The organism is SAR324 cluster bacterium, from assembly GCA_015232315.1.
Lineage (GTDB): Bacteria > SAR324 > SAR324 > SAR324 > NAC60-12 > JADFZZ01.
The window spans coordinates 22,085-40,340 of sequence record JADFZZ010000041.1; the positions used below are offsets into that span (position 1 = coordinate 22,085).

Annotated in this window: 16 protein-coding genes; 9 read left to right on the top strand and 7 right to left on the bottom strand. The window is 45.9% G+C overall.

The window, feature by feature from the left end; translation table 11 throughout:
• Nucleotides 1–31: 31 nt before the first annotated feature.
• Nucleotides 32–988 (bottom strand): acetyltransferase, encoded by a 957-nt coding sequence (locus HQM11_18900; protein MBF0353106.1) that lies wholly within the window; start codon nucleotides 986–988, stop codon nucleotides 32–34.
• A 307-nt stretch (nucleotides 989–1,295) separates the two neighbouring features.
• Nucleotides 1,296–2,390 carry a chorismate synthase gene (gene aroC, locus HQM11_18905; GenBank protein ID MBF0353107.1) on the bottom strand — a complete coding sequence of 365 codons (1,095 nt, stop codon included), beginning with the start codon at nucleotides 2,388–2,390 and terminating at the stop codon, nucleotides 1,296–1,298.
• A 186-nt stretch (nucleotides 2,391–2,576) separates the two neighbouring features.
• On the opposite strand from aroC, the gene HQM11_18910 reads away from it, so the two are divergent.
• Genes HQM11_18910 through HQM11_18935 form a run of 6 tightly spaced genes read left to right on the top strand, consistent with a single transcriptional unit; the run spans nucleotide 2,577 to nucleotide 10,631 of the window.
• Nucleotides 2,577–5,435, top strand: coding sequence for a hypothetical protein (locus HQM11_18910; protein ID MBF0353108.1), 2,859 nt, complete (start codon nucleotides 2,577–2,579; stop codon nucleotides 5,433–5,435).
• A gap of 12 nt (nucleotides 5,436–5,447) precedes the next feature.
• Nucleotides 5,448–6,146, top strand: a complete 699-nt coding sequence (locus HQM11_18915; protein MBF0353109.1) for a hypothetical protein — start codon at nucleotides 5,448–5,450, stop codon at nucleotides 6,144–6,146.
• Nucleotides 6,143–7,759 (top strand): FGGY-family carbohydrate kinase, encoded by a 1,617-nt coding sequence (locus tag HQM11_18920; GenBank protein MBF0353110.1) that lies wholly within the window; start codon nucleotides 6,143–6,145, stop codon nucleotides 7,757–7,759. The genes HQM11_18915 and HQM11_18920 overlap by 4 nt, the downstream gene beginning before the upstream one ends.
• A 7-nt stretch (nucleotides 7,760–7,766) precedes the next feature.
• Entirely contained in the window at nucleotides 7,767–9,320 is a 1,554-nt protein-coding gene (locus HQM11_18925) for an aminotransferase class V-fold PLP-dependent enzyme (protein ID MBF0353111.1), read from the top strand.
• 3 nt (nucleotides 9,321–9,323) lie between these two features.
• Nucleotides 9,324–9,845, top strand: coding sequence for a hypothetical protein (locus tag HQM11_18930; protein ID MBF0353112.1), 522 nt, complete (start codon nucleotides 9,324–9,326; stop codon nucleotides 9,843–9,845).
• A 42-nt stretch (nucleotides 9,846–9,887) separates the two neighbouring features.
• The gene (locus HQM11_18935) at nucleotides 9,888–10,631 is read left to right on the top strand and encodes a hypothetical protein (protein MBF0353113.1); all 744 of its coding nucleotides are present in this window, start codon (nucleotides 9,888–9,890) and stop codon (nucleotides 10,629–10,631) included.
• Nucleotides 10,632–10,637: 6 nt separating this feature from the next.
• Here HQM11_18935 and HQM11_18940 read toward each other — a convergent pair whose 3' ends face one another.
• From HQM11_18940 to HQM11_18950, 3 genes are all read right to left on the bottom strand, one after another.
• The gene (locus tag HQM11_18940; GenBank protein ID MBF0353114.1) at nucleotides 10,638–10,982 is read right to left on the bottom strand and encodes a hypothetical protein; all 345 of its coding nucleotides are present in this window, start codon (nucleotides 10,980–10,982) and stop codon (nucleotides 10,638–10,640) included.
• 70 nt (nucleotides 10,983–11,052) lie between these two features.
• A complete protein-coding gene (locus tag HQM11_18945; GenBank protein ID MBF0353115.1) occupies nucleotides 11,053–11,376 on the bottom strand; it encodes a hypothetical protein in 324 nt (107 codons plus the stop codon).
• Nucleotides 11,377–11,422: 46 nt separating this feature from the next.
• On the bottom strand, nucleotides 11,423–12,670 hold the full coding sequence (locus tag HQM11_18950) for a hypothetical protein (GenBank protein MBF0353116.1): 1,248 nt from the start codon (nucleotides 12,668–12,670) through the stop codon (nucleotides 11,423–11,425).
• Nucleotides 12,671–13,330: 660 nt separating this feature from the next.
• On the opposite strand from HQM11_18950, the gene HQM11_18955 reads away from it, so the two are divergent.
• From HQM11_18955 to HQM11_18965, 3 genes are read left to right on the top strand one after another with little or no spacing between them, the layout of a single operon-like run.
• Nucleotides 13,331–15,238: a chemotaxis protein CheA gene (locus tag HQM11_18955; protein MBF0353117.1), complete on the top strand. Its 1,908-nt coding sequence runs from the start codon at nucleotides 13,331–13,333 to the stop codon at nucleotides 15,236–15,238.
• 20 nt (nucleotides 15,239–15,258) lie between these two features.
• A complete protein-coding gene (locus HQM11_18960; protein ID MBF0353118.1) occupies nucleotides 15,259–16,899 on the top strand; it encodes a hypothetical protein in 1,641 nt (546 codons plus the stop codon).
• Between the two features lie 20 nt (nucleotides 16,900–16,919).
• A complete protein-coding gene (locus tag HQM11_18965; GenBank protein MBF0353119.1) occupies nucleotides 16,920–17,435 on the top strand; it encodes a purine-binding chemotaxis protein CheW in 516 nt (171 codons plus the stop codon).
• Here HQM11_18965 and HQM11_18970 read toward each other — a convergent pair.
• A complete protein-coding gene (locus HQM11_18970; protein ID MBF0353120.1) occupies nucleotides 17,428–17,832 on the bottom strand; it encodes a response regulator in 405 nt (134 codons plus the stop codon). The genes HQM11_18965 and HQM11_18970 overlap by 8 nt on opposite strands.
• A 72-nt stretch (nucleotides 17,833–17,904) precedes the next feature.
• Nucleotides 17,905–18,057: a hypothetical protein gene (locus HQM11_18975; GenBank protein ID MBF0353121.1), complete on the bottom strand. Its 153-nt coding sequence runs from the start codon at nucleotides 18,055–18,057 to the stop codon at nucleotides 17,905–17,907.
• Nucleotides 18,058–18,256 lie beyond the last annotated feature (199 nt).

Genomic DNA, 18,256 nt, shown 5'->3' on the forward strand with positions numbered 1-18,256 from the left:
GTCTTTTTTTGAAATTACCTTGTGTGATCCCTTATGAAAACTGCTGATCAAACGCATGAATGAAGGCCTTTAACTGTTCGGCTGGTAACTGATTGATGCCCGCGGCTTTGGCCCGTCCACCACCTGTTGGAAATTGCCGACACAAAAGATCCGCGCCGACGGGTGCTGTCTGTGGAGCACGAACACTCACCATCCATGAACCATCATGATTTTCTACAAGCAAGGCTTGAGCCTGTTCAGGATATTTACGGGACATTTCATTGTTATACACACCGGCTATCCGTTTGGCCCAAGCTTCTGAGGGAAAGCAGACAATCCGTCCTGTTCCCTCATGCGGTAATGCCCCGAACGACAGGGCCAGTTCCCGATCCTGCTTAAAACCTGACCTCAGTCTGGAAATTGTTTCCGAGTTTTCTATAAAATCGCCGGGATGTTCATAGGGCACAAGGCTCAGATATAATTGATCCGGAGATAAATGAAGATCTTCCAGGGATTCACCATAACCATTGTAATTGATCAACTCACCCAGTTCTCTGAGGCTTGCTGTATGTGACTCCGATAACCCCAGGTCTGTTGCCAGTTTATGAGCAGATTTATGCAGATTATCTCCGAACGCGGCAACAATAGCCCATTCCCGATAGGTTCCTCCGAGATAACGATCCACCAGCAGACTGGTGCACAAATCAGGGTCCATGTCCAGATGCGTGTTCAAATGAGCGCTTACAGGAATTTCCCCATGATAATGATGATCAAAATAGAGAATGTTGTTTTCCTGTTTCAGCAAAGCATTCAATGCATCCCGGTTCGCATCCAGTGAAATATCCAGCACCACAATATCAGCATGTGTGACATGTTTAATTTTTTCCAGCAAACCAATGTCACGTTTGACACCTGTAATCAGCAAACTGGAAGCCGGTTGCGCCAGACGAAGCTGATGCAGGGCACAAATTCCATCCGCGTCACCATTAAAAACATCAATTTTTTGAATCATTCTACCACATAGACGATTATTTCAAACACAGCCCTCTGTGTCTGACTATCCATTCATTAGCAAAATCTGAATAACAAGAGCAACGATAAAAAGTATAATTCCGGTAAGAACTAAATGCACTGGATGAATCGATCCATTCTGATGATCCAGAGAATCTGTGTCATAATTTTTCATGAAAACTCCTGAATTTTTAAAATCAATAGACCCCTTCAGGTATGGGATTACTCCTCCCCTGGCCGCTTATTACACGAAATATGGAATTAAGGCAGTTCGATATTTGCAAGGAAGGAACCAAATCTGGATTTCAAATGGAAAGGTTCTGATTTTTTTTACTGAGGTTTCTTAAAAAATGATCGACCAGCACAAGGTTGATCATGGCTTCCACAATGGGAACAGCGCGGGGAAGGACACAGGGATCATGTCTCCCCTTGGCCTTGAGTTTGACGGGAATACCCTCTCGGGTGACGGTATCCTGCTCGAAGTTGATGGTTGCGGTGGGTTTGAACGCGACACGCAAATAAATTTCTTCACCGTTGGAAATGCCACCTTGAATTCCACCGGAATTGTTGGTGCGGGTATGAATCTGACTGTCACGCATGATAAACGCGTCATTGTGTTCTGAGCCCTTGAGAAAAACTGAATCAAAACCCAAGCCAAACTCAATCCCCCGGGTTGCCGGAATGGACATAATCGCTTTGGCCAGATCGGCAGTCAATTTGTCAAACACAGGTTCGCCGAGTCCAGCGGGAACATTGCGCACCACTGCGCCAATGACTCCGCCGACACTGTCACCGGACATCCGCGCATGATCAATGCATTCATACATCAACGAAGCGGCTTCCTGATCCGGACAGCGTACCGGATTCCCTTCGATCTGTTCAAACGTAACCCGTGACGGATCAATGTTGGCTTTGATATCAAATATTTGTTGTACCCAGGCCAACGTTTGCAGACCGCAACACTGGTGAAGAATTTTTTTCGCGATAGCACCGGCCGCCACACGTCCAATGGTTTCACGAGCGCTGGAACGCCCGCCACCCTGCCAGTTGCGCAAACCATATTTTTGTTCAAAGGTATAATCCGCATGACTGGGACGAAACAGATCTTTCATTTCATCATAGGCACCGGGGCGGGCGTCTTCGTTCATGACAGCGATTGAAATCGCGGTTCCCAGGGTTTTCCCTTCAAAAACTCCAGATAAAATCGCGGCTTGATCCTGTTCCTTGCGTTGTGTCGTGATTTTGCTCTGTCCCGGTTTCCTGCGATCCAGGTCATGCTGTATGTCCGCTACTGATAAGTCCAGTCCTGCCGGGCATCCATCAATCACTACACCGACACCACCTCCATGGGATTCCCCCCAGGTTGTAATCCGAAATAAATGTCCAAAACTGTCGCCCATAATCTCTTTCCTGAGTATTTTAAGTTTGCTGAAATTTTTAACGGAGTTTATTTTTTCCCGATGAAGACGCAAGCCCTATAGGGATTTTTTTTCGAGAGAAAGTGATAGAATTATTGCTATAGCCTTTTAGATTTGTTAGTTGGTTTTACAGAAGACGAATAAACAACTTATTTTTAAAAAACGCACATGGCTTCAGCTCCTCCCAATAATCCATCAGTTCAGAAACCTGTCAGAAATATGCATCCGATCGGCGTGCATCTGGCTCGGGCCTACAACACCAACGTGAAACTCGGCTTTTTATTGAACAATAAAAAATCCATCATGGGCAATTCGCAGACAGGTTTTGCCTTGCAGCCATCGGCCATAAAAAGATTGCGAAGTATTTACAAGGAAGATCCCTCCTTAAGTTTTCTTCCTGGAAAAATCACTGAGCGTGAAGAAGATGAATCCCTGGCCGCCAAACTTTATTTCATCACGGGACAAAGTGTGCTGGAACACTTCAGTGATACTGTCAGACAATTCATCAAACCCTTGATGATGGCCATCTCCCGTGCGAATGATGAGGATGACTCTGACGAAAATAAGGCTAAAATCATTCAGATGTTCAATGAACCCGTGGACACTAAAAATCCACAGTCGCCCACCCCCTTCAAACTGTTGCGGCAAGTACAGCAGGCACTGATGAACATGCGGCAGCGCATGCAGATGGAAGTTGATGTTTTTGGCAGAGTCAGAAAAGGATTGATCACTGACGAGGATTGTCAACACGCCCTGACCTCGTCCAATCTGCTTGAAGTCAAGGGGCGCATTGTCGCGGCTGAACCGATTTTTCATATCCTGAAAACACTGCGTCAGATCAAGCAATCAGGCTTCCAGGGAGAATTTCACCCTAAAATCACTCTGGAACGGGCCATCACCAATCTTGAGAACTGGGGTCCGGGTACCCCTCCCCGAAAAATAGAACTCAGAGATCATCCCTCTGGCAACAAAATTCCTGTTCTAAATCAAAAACTGAAGGAACAGCTTCAGATCTTCGATGAATCCGCCGCAGAAATTCTTCAGCACACAATTGCGCCACAATCCTCTCAGGAAATGCTGGATTATGCGACGCAAATGCTTAAAAAAAGCTATGACCCTCTACCACAGCCTGAACCATCCGAAGACGAAGAATCGCCAGAACCTGAAACCGCACCCATGCCACGGGCTAACCCGTTGGATGTTGAAGAAATCATCCAGTTCTATCAGCACCGTGAACCCGGAAACACAATTTTTCTGGTACAAGCCCTTCATTTTGAAACAGCGGTGCAAACCTATTTGAAAAAGGGAATTCTAGGCTTGGAGCAAACCAAGGAATTGCGTGAAATCTTTGTAACCACACTGATTGATCTGACCTGCGCGATTGATCTGTTTCTGTCAGAAGGAGAAAAAATCTGCGACAGCATTCGGAACTTTACCTCCAAATCCGGAATCAACTCCAACGCTGGCGAGTTGGGGAATGTTGTCAATCCCGGGAAAAACACGCATCACCTGCATTTCACTGACGCAATCTATGAATGGACCTGGGGTTATGTCAAAGTATTAAAAAAATATGTCATGCTCAATGAAGCGATTCGTGACAAAATCATCACCGAAGCACAAACGATTGAAGACATCGCGTTTCTTGACACCAATGAAGCGATTGACCGCATCACCCAGCTTCAGTCGTTGACGAACGCGTTCATCAAGGGCTATATCTCTGAAGAACAACAGAAACGCTTTCTGGATTCAGAACAAACATCCACAGAGGAACTACAAAGTGTCGCCTCTTTTTTCACAGCCCTGGGCAAATACAACTTTGAAAAACGCTGTATTGATTTCACCAGAGGCATTCTGGAGTTGATCAGCTACTATGAGCCTCTGATTGAAAAAGACCCCACTTTCAAAAAAAACTTTTTTCCGGTCTTCAAGGAACTCAAGGAACTGGCGGCTGAATCATCCCATACCCAGATCATTCAGGATATGCTGTCCGGCGAATCCTACAAACGTACTCCTGAAAGCATTTCACTGATCGTCCAGCGACTGGGACACGCCCTGGAACTCAAGTTGAAATATGAGGGCTTCGTCAAGGAATATGGTCCGAAAATACAGGATCTGAACAAGGCCTTGAAAAGTGGCTATGATTTTGATCTGTATAACAAGATTTTTTATGTTTCAGAAGACCCTGAGGCCCCCTCATTGCTGGGAATGCTGAATCTGGTCAATGGTTCTGAGGAAGCCTGTGATCTGAATATTTTTCATGATAATGACAACATTCTGTTCCGCAAATGCCTCCTCAATTCCTTCAAAACCAATATCGTGGACGAAAGCAATGTGACAGATCTGATCGGAATGGATTATTTTGTGAGTATTCTGACACATTTCCAGATTATGTTCTTTCATGCACTGCGAAAAATATTGATTCTGGATGTGGAAACCCATCGTAATGAGGAAGGTAATAACTCTCTGGGCATCAAGAAAGAGCGCATTGAGGAAATGCGACAGGAATGTGAAGCAATCCTGACCAAGCAGATGCCTATCAGTTTGGCCCTCAAAAAACTGGAGGGCATCTGGCAATCCCTTGAGAAAAACAAAGTCATTGCCACCAACGCAAAAAGCATTGCCATGATGCAGCAGAAATGGGAAGGGAGCATCCCCGGCGGATCTTCCCTTCACCAACGCTTGAAAAGCAACCCCAACAACCGGGAAATGCTGGAGGACTATGCAACAAAAATGCGGGAAGCTATTCAAAAATATCAGAAGGATATGGAACAAATCGCCCAGCGTTTGCGTGACTGGAAAAATAAACAGGATGATCTTCCCAGCCACATTCGTGAGTATCAGCGTCAAATTCTGATCATGGAACGTTCCATTGCCCAGACTGTGGAAGAAATCCGCGAACTCAACCCCAAAAATCGGGATGATCTGCTCCGGCAGGTTCAGGAGAAAAATATCCGTATTGCCAAATATCGGAAAACTTTAGAAAAATTCAAGAAAGACAACCCTCACGTCAATTTATCCATCCCCTGAAACAAGGACTGTATGCTCTATCGACAATGGATGTTTGCCGGGTATATCGGCATGGGACTGATCTTGATGAGTCTGCTTATCGCCGCCACTTTTCCCCGGAAAATGAACACCATGCCGGACGGCTTTTTTACGCCCATCATCGCGTTTGAATTCATCGAAACACAGGAAGAAGTGCGGCAGTTCTTTGGTCCGATGGATTCAGCGGAGACCCTCAAACGAATTGAGGCCATGAACCGTGGAAACCGTTTTGATTATTTTTATATCGTTCTGTATGGCCCCTTCTTAATCAGTATTCTGCGCACCCTGTCTATTCAGGAAAAAAATCCGGTTTATCTTCAACTGATGATTTTGCCCCTATTGGCAATGACAGGGGACTTTCTGGAAAACAGGCAATTATTTGCCATCACCTCCGGGTTGGTTGCCCTTGAACCGATTGATCAGCACCTCGCCACCCTTCACTGGACCACCTGGATGAAATGGGGAAGCCTGACGATCTTTTTCGCCGCGTTGATTCCATATTTCCGGCACCAAAACCGTTTTGGGAAAATTTATGTTTTGCTGGCCTCGTCGGCCCTTGTGCTGGGCCTTGTGGCACTGATCCAACGCTCGGTAGTCAATGAAATTTTTGCACTGCTTATTATTGGACTGTTTGTTCTGTTACTGATTTATAGCCAGCTCAGAATCATACATTATAAACGAATGGGACAATGAGTTTTGTTGATCCTGAACAGGTGAACGTGACAACTGAACAAACAAGATACATCCTGGCCATTGACCTGGGTACCTCCGGCCCCAAAGTCGCGCTGGTCTCCGTTCAAGGACAGGTGCTGGACTGTTTGGTTGAAAAAACGCCGCTGGAACTGTTTCCCGGAGGTGGTGCGGAACAAGCACCCGAGGACTGGTGGAATGCCATTGCCCGGGGAGTGAAAAAACTTCTCGCTAAAACCCGGATTCCGCCAGAGCAGATCATCGCGGTGAGCAACACGACCCAGTGGTCGGGTACTGTCGCGGTGGACCGCCAGGGAAAACCATTGATGAATGCCATCATCTGGATGGATTCCCGTGGTGCCAAATATCTGAAAAGAATAACCGGTGGCATACTGAACTATGACGGTTATGATCTCAAAAAGCTGTTCAAATGGTTGAGGAAAACCGGCGGGCTCCCTTCACAGTCGGGCAAAGACCCCGTTGCGCATATCCTGTTCATCAAGCATGAACTTCCTCAAATTTATCAAAATACCTATAAATTTCTGGAACCCAAAGATTATCTGAATCTGAAATTCACCGGAAAATTTGCCGCCGGGATGGACTCCATTGTATTGCACTGGCTTACAGACAACCGGGATATTCAGAACCTGCGCTATGATCAGGAACTCATCCGCATGTCCACCATTGATCCGGACAAATTGCCTCCCTTGAAAAAAAGCACTGATACGCTGGGCCGGATTCTGCCCGAAATTGCCAGAGAACTGGGTTTGTCTGAAGACACGGTGGTTGTGATGGGAACGCCGGATATCCAGTCCGCCACGATCGGTTCCGGTGCCGTCAGGGATTATGAAGCGCATCTTTATATTGGAACATCTTCCTGGTTGACGTGCCATGTTCCCTTTAAAAAAACGGATATTCTCCTCAACATGGCCAGCATTCCCTCGGCGTTGCCCAATAAATATTTTGTGGCCAACGAACAGGAATGTGCCGGCGTCTGCCTGACCTATCTCAAGGACAATCTGTTTGCCCGCAAAGATGAACTCAATACCAATCCCAAAACGCGAAATGTGTATGAAATTTTTAATCAAATGGCAGAAAAAGTTCCTCCCGGCAGCAACAAGGTCATCTTCACCCCCTGGCTTTATGGAGAACGAACCCCGGTGGAAGATCATACCATACGTGGCGGATTTCATAACCTTTCCCTCCATACAACCCGGGATCACATGATTCGTGCGGTATTTGAAGGTGTCGCGCTGAACTCACGCTGGCTGTTGCAATCCGTAGAAAAATTTGTCAAACGGCCCTTTCCCCAAATCACCATGATTGGCGGAGGTGCCATTTCTGATCTGTGGTGCCAGATTCACGCGGATATTCTGAACCGGCCGATCCGTCAGGTAAAAAATCCGATCGAAACCAATGTCCGGGGTGCGGCCATGCTGGCTTCACTGTCGCTTGGACTGATCACTGTGGACCAAATCGCCGAACAGGTTCCCATCGCGAATACCTGGAATCCCCGACCGGAACATAGAGCCTTGTATGATGAACTGTTTGAAAGTTTTCTGGAAATCTATCACCAGAACCGCCGCATCCATGCCCGGCTGAACCGTCAAAAATAGGAATGACATGAGCCTGCTACAAAATCTGAAAGCCACCATTGCCCAAGCCAATCCCAAACCGTTGACTGACCTGCTTCAGCATCTGGACAAACTCCCGTTTTTGCCGGAAATCGAGAAATATCTGAAAAAATTTCCCCTGGTGAATGATTTGCTGGAAAAACAATACACACAGATTATGAAAGATCTGGAACAGTCCAGCAAACCCTACCGCAACGATTTTGCCACCCACACCTGTATTCCGAAAAAGGGAATCAACCGGGACGCTGTTTTGCAGGATATGCGAGCCATGCGTGATCTTGAAATTTCGCGCTGGAAAGACGGTTATGTGTCAGGTGCGGTTTATCATGGCGATGAACAGCACATTGATTTTCTGAATCAGGTGTATGCGCTCCATTCCCAAAGCAATCCGCTTCATTCCGATTTATGGCCCAGCATCACCAAGTTTGAAGCTGAAATTGTCGCCATGACCGCTCACATGCTGGGATCTTCGCAAAACAGTCCTGCGAAGGATGTTTGTGGAGTAGTGACCTCCGGTGGAACAGAAAGCATCTTGCTGGCCATGAAAACCTATCGTGATCACGCACGGGAAACACGAGGTATCCTTAAACCTGAAATGGTGGTTCCAGTCACCGTTCATGCGGCCTTCGACAAAGCCTCACAGTATTTCAACATCAAGATGGTTCGCGTCCCTGTTGGACGGGATTATCGCACAAATATCCGTGCCGCAAAAAAAGCGGTCAACAGCAACACGATTGTCATGGTTGGTTCGTCACCCTCGTTTCCGCATGGAGTGATCGACCCGATTGAAGAACTTTCCACGTTTGCCCTGGAAAAAGGAATTGGATTTCATACAGATGCCTGTCTGGGAGGATTTCTGCTACCGTGGGCTGAAAAACTGGGTTATGCGGTGCCGCCCTTTGATTTCAGACTTCCCGGTGTGACTTCCATTTCAGCGGATACCCATAAATTTGGTTATGCGGCCAAAGGAACCTCGGTGATTCTTTACCGAACGCCAGAACTCAGACATTATCAATATTACACGGTGGCCGACTGGCCGGGAGGCATGTATTTTTCCCCCACGTTTGCCGGTAGTCGTCCCGGCGCGCTGATCGCGGCATGTTGGGCCGCAATGGTCTCTATGGGGGAACAGGGCTATATGGATGCCGCCGGAAAAATATTAAAAACCGCGGATACCATCAAACGTGAAATTCGAAACATTCCCGAACTGCATCTTTTGGGGGATCCGTTGTGGGTGATTTCGTTTGCCTCCAAAACCCTGGATATTTACAGAATCATGGATTACATGACCCAGAAACACTGGAACCTGAATGGCTTGCACAAGCCCTCTGCCGTGCATCTGTGCGTCACGCTCCGACATACCCAGACAGGTGTGGCAGAACGGTTTATCCAGGATCTTAAAGAAGCGGTGGCTTATGTGAGGCTCCAACCCAAAACCCGTGGCGGCATGGCACCCGTTTATGGACTGGCGGCCACACTTCCTGCCAAGGGCGTGATTGGGGACATGCTCAAACGTTATATGGATGTCTTGTATAAAGCCTGAGTTATGTCAAATCTTCGTTATCGCATTTCATCCTTTATCGTCATTTTCTGCATTGTTCTCGCCCAGACAAGCCACGCCTTGCCGCTTAAAACAGAAATCCTCAACGACAAGGAACAGCCTGTCGCAAAAGTGCTGGTTTACATTGATTTTGTGGAAATTCTGGATATGTCCGACAACCTTCAGGGCAAAGTTGGCATTTTCAACAATCAGGGCAATCTTGAACTGTTCATTGTGAAGGAAGATAACCTGAAATCAGTGGTTGGCAGAGCATTTGATCGGAAACTGTATGATGCCAATGATCAACTGGTGGGCTATTATGACTGGAGCACTTTCTGGGTCTATGCCTATTCCCCCACCGGAAAAAAACTGGGACAGGCCAAATGCATTGCGTTTCGTGGCGTATGCGCGGCAGGAGTTGCCACCTATCTGACTGAATTATTGACAAAACCTCTTGTAACTCCCGGTGGAACTCCTAACATTGCCCAACCTGAAACAATTCAGGACGGCGGCGTCACACTGGAATAATTGATTGCCGGAATCAATGACACATTACCTTCATGGAACCTCATGGAACGTTTATCTTTAACCCAGGCCTGTGAAAAAATGGGAATCTCCAGAGTTTCCCTGAATAAACTGATGCGAGAACAGGGAATCAAGACTTCCCGATCCGGAAAAATCCAGACGATTACCATTGACCAGTATGAAGTCTTGAGATCCGCGCAGAAAAGAACGCTGACCCCTGAACTGTTGCCCACCCCCACGATTCATGAAATTCTCCCGGCCTTGTCAACAACCATGGATCCTTCCGTTGAACGACTCGTCCGAACTCTGGAAACACAAATTGAGTTTTTAAAGCATCAATTACGACTTGAGGAAAATTCAACGGCTGATACAGCCAGTCTGGAAATTGAATTGTTGCACGAACACATCCGGATGCTAAAGACACAACTGGCTGAAATGAGGGACCGTGAACGCATGTTGCTGGAATTGAATCAAACCCTCACCGAAAACAACATCAAACTGTCTGAAAGTTACAATCAGATCCATCAACTGCTGGTGAAAACACAGGAAGCAAACGCGGAACTCAGAACAGACATTCGCACAATGGAAACTTTGGCCGAAGAAGCATCAGCCAATAATACACCACCCCCACCCATTCCTGTGAATGAGAACAGATCCATGGTTTCGGCGCTTCTCAAGCGGACGTTGCCCATCCTTGGACGAGGGGCCTCCGTGCCCCCTGCGCCCGCCCGAGACAAACAAAAGAATCCTCCACATAAAAATTTTTCTAAAAACAAACGTTCTTCGTGAACGGGTTCAGGCAAGAAAACACGATAACTCGACAAATGCCATCAATTCCTCTTCCAGTTCGGAAGAAATCCCTGAATCCGCAGGGAACCATGGCATACCTTGATCAAAGACCGTGTGGTGTTCACACTCCAGACACTGGTATTTGGGGGGATGCACTTTGATATAGGTGTTCCCCAGCAAGGGAAAAGGCCGCATGGTGGTTTCTCCGCGAACGTCCAGGCGATGGTTCGTCATATAGCCACAAACCGGACAGATTCCCCATGTCGAATCAATATCCACACTGATGATCATGCTTTTATCAGCCAGTAATTGACAATCTGTAATTTGAATATCATAGGCTTGGTGTTCCATTGTGTCCTCCTTGTTGAAAAAGACATTTTCCATATTCTGAAATTTCTGGCGGTTTTCCCTATGCCCCGGTTTACTGACGCGCCACGAATCCATCCGTGTTGCGCGTGCACTGATTCGTTTCAGCAATAACTTTCCATTTGTTGCTCATCACCGTCAAATAATCATTATTTTCAGCAAATTGAGCCAGTTCAGCCCCCTGCATTTCAAGCAGTAGATTTTGCCGGGCCAACTGAATCGCCTGATTTTGATTCACCTGATAGAGCCACACGGTGATACCTGTCAAAACCAGCAGGACTACAAGCATCAACCGTCGAAGGAGCACATCGGCTGTCAGACTGAAATTTCTGACATTTCCCATTGGATAAGAAAACCACAACAAAGAAATGGATTTCATACAACCCTCTTTTATCCAAAGATTAACAATTCCCGGTGGAAATTATTCAAACAGCGACTCTGACAGCTTTTTCCTTTTTGTTTTTCTGCTCCAGATCAAAAATCATTTTTCTGATCTGATTGGCGTTATTTTTATATTCTGCCGCCTGTTGAGATTGCCCATGATCTGTGAAGACATGAGCCATATATTCCACCAGCACCAGTTTCTCTTTCATTTTTTCCAACATATACAAACGCGCCTTATCCACTTCTTTCAACCCTGATTTGAGACTGGTAATAGCCTGTCCGGGTTTATCCAGAAATACATAATTATGGGCCATTCCGTAATAGGCACGATGCTTGTAAACAAATTTCAAATCGTTGGTCGCATCCTGATAATAATTATTGGCAATGTTGATCAAGCTCACCAACGCCTTGTGAACAGAAAGGGTGTCCGACACGTTCTCTACAGAAATATTGGACTCATGCATGTTCAACCGACGAATGAACGATTGCAGTTTAGCCATGTCATGGATCTCGGCACGTTCTTTTTTATTGAGAAACACACCCACATAAAAATCAATAATCTGTTGAAAAACATGGGCTTTCCGATATTGAATTTCACCGGATTTAATCAGATACATCGAACGGCTTTTTAATTTCATGACCCGTTCATATTCCTGAATATGGTACAAGGCGTCATAGTAGCGGTGTCCCTTCAGGCACAACCGGATGATCTGATCGCGCCCTTCAATTGATTGCAGATCCTGCGGTTTGCTGAGTATTTTTTCCATTTGATGCACAATCTGGGAACCGATATTTTCTCCCAGAGGATCTCTCAACACACGATGAATGTTCAACATCATCCGTTCCGCACTGATATTCAGACACTGTGGTGCATACTGAACAGACAGGGAAAGAAAATCCAGCGACTGATAGATCAGATACTGCTGATAACCTGCATCCTGTTTTTCATGAGATGCGGCGTCCAGAAAAAGCAATCCGATCACTTCCAGCACTTTGAAAAACACATCACTGTCTTTTCGGTAAAATCCGGTGCAAACCGACAATTTCTGTTCCAGATCAGATGTTTTTCGGCTTTGTTTCATGCTGGAAGATAGATCCATCAATAAAACTGGAGGTTTCTTTTTGAAGAAACTCTTCACCCGTTCTGTTTCCAGATCCAGCATTTCCTTAGTCAACGGCATCGTCAAAGCACTAAAATTAAAATCGATCAAGGCTTTGGGTCGTGGCTTCTTATGAGAAGTCGTCTTTTTATTATCAGACTGTTTATTTTTAATCACATGTGATTCCATTGGGACCTCCTTATTGTTTAAGCTGATTCTACACACATGAAAACAACCAGTCAAGACGTTTTATTTATTTTTAACAGACAATCACAACAACAAGGACAGTTTATGGTTATCGGAAGCACTTTGAACAGCCACTGCTAAAAATGTATGAATGATCGCAAGCACAGAAATTAGGAACGATAAAAGAATAACAGCCCAAAGTTTTTTAATACACCGCCCTTGCCCAGGTCTGTAGAGACGTGCGAATCGCGCGTCTCTAAGCAGTCAAACGTTTTTTGGGCGTTTTCTTTTGCTTCTGCTATTGTAGATTCGTGCGAATCGTGCGTCTCTAAGCAGGCCCGGCAGGAAATGTTTGTTGAAAAGTTTTGGAAGTTATTTTTCGAATGTTCCTTAACTTCTAAGATCGCCCACATTCATTCGAGACGACAAAGTGACCCGAAAACAGGATTAACTCCAAAGAATATTTGACCTGGTGAGGTCGTTTTGTTACAGAAATCCTAAATGAAAAACAAAAGGGTATCTGGAATTTTTCCAACTTTGTAGGATTAGGATTGATTGTCGCCTTTGTATTGTTGATAAAGGGTGTGCATTGATGACCATTTTCAATTTTTAGAATGATTGCTGACTGTAACAACTTATCGCGATTGCTCATAATTATACTTTATGAACTCAAACATTCCGGGAATCCATGCTTCTGAAGAATTGCTCAGGGAGCTTGGAATGGACCCTCAAGAATTGAAAAAAGAAATGGAGGCTGGAGCTGAAACCCAAGCGGAGGCTCTTCCCATGGAGCACACTGAGGAATCCGTTGTGCCGGAAACCACGGCCACCGCGGAATCATCCGGAAATCTGGTGCTGGATGAGATGTTTCTGCTGGAATTCCTGCAGGAAACCCGTGAGAACATTGCGGAATCAGAAGTTGTCATCATGGAATTGCAAGCTGATGAAGACAACGCTGATCACATCAACAAACTGTTCCGAACATTCCACTCTGTGAAAGGCGTTTCAGCATTTCTGAATCTCAACACGATTTCCGGATTTTGCCATAAAACAGAAAATGTGATGGATGATGTCCGCTCAGGAAAACTTCCTGTGACAGAAGAACTGAAAGCTTTTATTCTGTCCGCGATTGACCTGCTGAAAGCCTTGCTGGCGGATTGTGAGGTTTCCAAAAAAGACCATGTGCCGTCAACGTTATCCGGTCAATATAAAAACGTGATCAATGCCATTGAACATTTTAGAAACAATAAACCTCAAGCCCAGCAACCTCCTGCAGAAGAATCTGTTGCAAAAGAACCTGTAGCTGAAGAACCTGTTGAATCCAGTGCCACACCGCCACCCTCGTCTCCCAAAGAAGTTCCAAAAAAAACACAGACCACTATGGCGGCCACCGGAGGCGTCATTAAAGTGGACACGGGCAAACTGGATGAACTGATCAATATTGTGGGCGAGTTGTTGATTGCGCAAAATATGGTTTTGCAGGACCAGACCCTCCAGAATAATACAAGCCATAGCTTGCAAAAGAAGCTGACACAACTCAGGCGCACCACGACAACATTGCAGAATACCGCCATGAAAATGCGGATGCTGCCGATCTCTGCCACCTTTCGAAAAATGTATCGTGTGGTCTGGGATACCGCGAACAAAACCGGGAAAAAAATTGAACTGGACCTGATTGGCGAAGAAACAGAAATCGACCGTATGATGGTGGACACCCTGCATGATCCGTTGGTGCACATGATCCGGAATTCCTGCGATCATGGCATTGAACTCCCTGAAGAACGGCTGGCCGCCGGCAAACCCGAAACGGGTCGAATCCGTCTGGAAGCACGGCACCAGGGCGGTAGCATTCTGATTGAGATCGCGGATGACGGACGAGGGATTCCCGCGGATAAGATCAGGAATAAAGCGCGCCAGAAAGGACTTATGACGGCACACCAGGAACTCAGTGACAGTCAGATCATTCAGTTCATCTTTCATCCCGGCTTTTCCACCGCGGAAAAAGTAACGGATGTTTCAGGGCGGGGTGTCGGAATGGATGTGGTCAAACAAACCATTGATTCCCTGCGAGGCAAAGTTGATATTGTCTCAACACCGGGGCAAGGTTCCCGCTTCACGATACGCCTTCCGCTGACACTGGCAATCATTGACGGAATGATCCTTGGCGTAGGAAATGACATGTATATTATCCCCACCCTGGCGGTGCGCGAGACGTTGCAACCGACAGAAGCGATGTGTCAGTCCATCCAGGGCTATGGCGAAGCTTTGTTCTTGAGAAACCAGATTCTGCCGTTGATCCGGGTTGCGGACCAACTGGAAATGAACCAACCGCGAAAACCGTTGACAGAATGTATTGTCGTGATTGTCGAATATGGAACCCAGAAATGCGGACTGGTCGCGGATCAGATCCATGGACGACAGGAAGTTGTGATCAAAAATTTGGGAGAGAAATTTAAAAACCTGAAAGAAATCGCAGGTTGTACCATCCTTTCCGATGGAACAGCCGCCTTGATTCTGGATGTCAGCCATTTGACCTCACTTGTGCATCAACGTATTGAAAAAAGTGCTTAATTTTTACAAATCCAGGGATTATGACGTTATCTGAAAATACCGCTCAAACACAGAATCCATTAAAAAAATTCTGGATTGTTGTGCTCGTGATGATTGTTTTATTGACAATTCTGGGTGCAGCACAATGGTTTTCAACCAGGCTGGATAAAACGCAACTCACCCTGCATTCCCGACAGATCCATTCGATCCAGCAACGAAATCCCCTGCTGGCATCCATTCCGCAGGAACAAACACGGATGCTGGAACGGATCAGTAACATTGATTCAATGCTTTCCCAATTGAACACCATCCAGACGCAATATCAGGAGTTAACGCTGATTGGACTGCATGAGGTTCAAACCAAAGCGGAGGAAGCCCTGAAAACAGGTCAGACCTTACTGAGATCTTCTAAAAATATTGCTGACGCTGAAACAATGAACGGGATGCTGGAGCAGTATCAGACCTTGATGATACAGGCATCGCAACATTTTGAAGCGGGTGATGAAGTCAGTGGATACCGGAATGTCATCATGGCAAACGCTCTGATGGCTCAGCTTTCCATGGAGTTGTCAGGCATGAAGCAACATCTTCAGGAACAGCTCAGCCAGTTGTTGATTGATCTGCGTCTGGAACTTGAAGAATATGGTCATCTGGAAGGAACACTGCAAACAACTTTGTCTGAGAGCCAGGAACAAGTCGCCATGAAAATATGGATTTTATCAGGAATCCTGGGATTGATTGCGCTCCTTCTCACAGGATTAATCATCAGGTTTTCCAGCAACATCCAGGCATTCCAACACCAATGGATCAACAAACTCAGAAATCATACCTTTCATTTTCAGGGAAAAGTTCACGAAATGCACCAGTCTTTCGGGCATTTACAAAAAAATATGACACAGCAACAAGCCGCTGTGGAAAACACCGCTTCCTCTGTGGAACAAATCGCTTCCATGATTTCTCAAACAGCGGAAAACACCTTGAAATCCAAAGATCTGGCCCATGCGGCATCCATGCAGATGAACCATCTCGCGGAAACCATGTCTGCCATTGAAGAGGCGAGCAACCGCATCAGAGGCATCACTCAAACAATCGACAGCATTGCGTTTCAGACCAATATTCTTTCGCTCAATGCCGCCGTTGAAGCCGCGCGTGCCGGTGAAAACGGCCTGGGGTTTTCCGTGGTTGCGGATGAAGTCCGTAATCTCGCGTCCAAAAGCGCCGAAGCGGCCCGCGACATCGCGCAAAGAATTGAACACAACGCACGGCAAGCGGCCAGTGGCATGGCGATCACTCAAAAAGCACTGCTGAGTTTTGAACAAATCAATCAGTACACTGAAGAAATCGCCTCGGCAACTCAGGAACAGTCTGTGGGCATTGGTCAGATCAATCAGTCCATGTACCAGATGAGTCAATTGATCCAGAACAATTCCGGATTATTTAAAACAGAAAGAGATAATGTCATGGAATTGATGCGGAATATGGATGGACTGAAAATTTTTATTGAACAACTGTCTGAAGGCTCTCCGCCTGACACTGAGACATCGTCTGAGAGTGCGACCGATTCAAAATCGGCCCTGACAACCCAGCAGACAAAAGCGATGGAACAACTTGAACAATCGGCTCATTTACCGGCAAAGCCGTTGATTTCACTGCATGATGATGAAGATTTTGATAAATTTTAGTACTGGAATCAGGAAGATTTATGTCTGCTGAAGCAATGGGCGCCACCAACCATCTTTTGGAAAATTTGCGGGGAAAATACCTCATGTTTTGTACGGGTAATCATGAATATGGTCTCGGAGTGCGACAGGTTAGAGAAATTATCGGGGGGATGTTGCCTGTAACGCCTATTCCCAGAACCAGGAATTATGTGAAGGGAATCATTAATTTGCGAGGAAAGATTATTCCTGTGATTGATCTGAGATTGAGACTGGGCCTGCCCGGGATTCCCTACCATGAACGAACCTGCATCATTATTTCTGAGATTATCGCGGATAATTCCAGAATTCTTGCCGGGATCATTGTGGAGCAGGTGAAAGAAGTGTTGTTTCTGACTGAAAACATGCTGGAACGGACGCCTGCAATGGAATCCAGTCATTCGTGGATTTTATGTCTGGCAAAAATCAATGGTCAGCTAAAAACGCTGATTGACATTGATCATCTGATCAATGCTGAAGAGCTGGTTCCATTTTCTGAAACCGAAGATTCTGCTAAATGATTTCAAGTTTTTTTATAATGGCATCCACCGCATCGGCCCTGACAGGTTTCACCAGATATTCCTCACACCCTTTTCTCAAGGATCGCATCCGGGATTTCAGGTCTTCGGCAGCGGTCACCATGATGATTTTTACCTCATCATTCCGATTAGCCTTTCCGCTGGCTAATTCCCAGTTACGAATGGCTTCCAACAATTCATTTCCATCCATATACGGCATGTTGATATCCAGGGTGATGAGGTCATAAGGCTGACGTTTGGCATGAGCCAGATGGAAGGCTATCAGCGCATCTTTTGAGGCTTCAAAACCATCACATTCACCATACTTGGACATGTGTTTCTTCAACAGCGCGAGACTGGCGAATTCATCATCAACCACCATGATTTTTAGTTGTTTCATGTTCCTCATTTTATGAAAATCGTCAAAAGAGGTTGCCCGATAAGGCACCTTTCAAAATCAGTCAAAAGTACTTTACAGTTTGCCTGTGTCATCCCGACAGAGCGAGGCACGAGCGACGTCGGCAAACACATCCTGGTGATCCTTCGGCAAATAATCAAAGATAAATTTAAGTTCCCCGCTGGTGCGATAGAAATCTTTGGAGGGGGATTTAAAGGGTATTTTCATAAACGGCTCCTTTCTACGCCACCCTATAACTTTTAGTTTTTACATTGTCAGGTTATTCTCGGACAGCCTCCTAGGAGGCTGTCCGAGAATAGCCATAAGCAATGTTTGATTGGTGAAAAATTTGGTTTAGAAAATACCCTTGTGAGGGTCGCCCAACAATTTTTCTTGAGTTCCAATCATGTTTCAAAAATATTTTTCG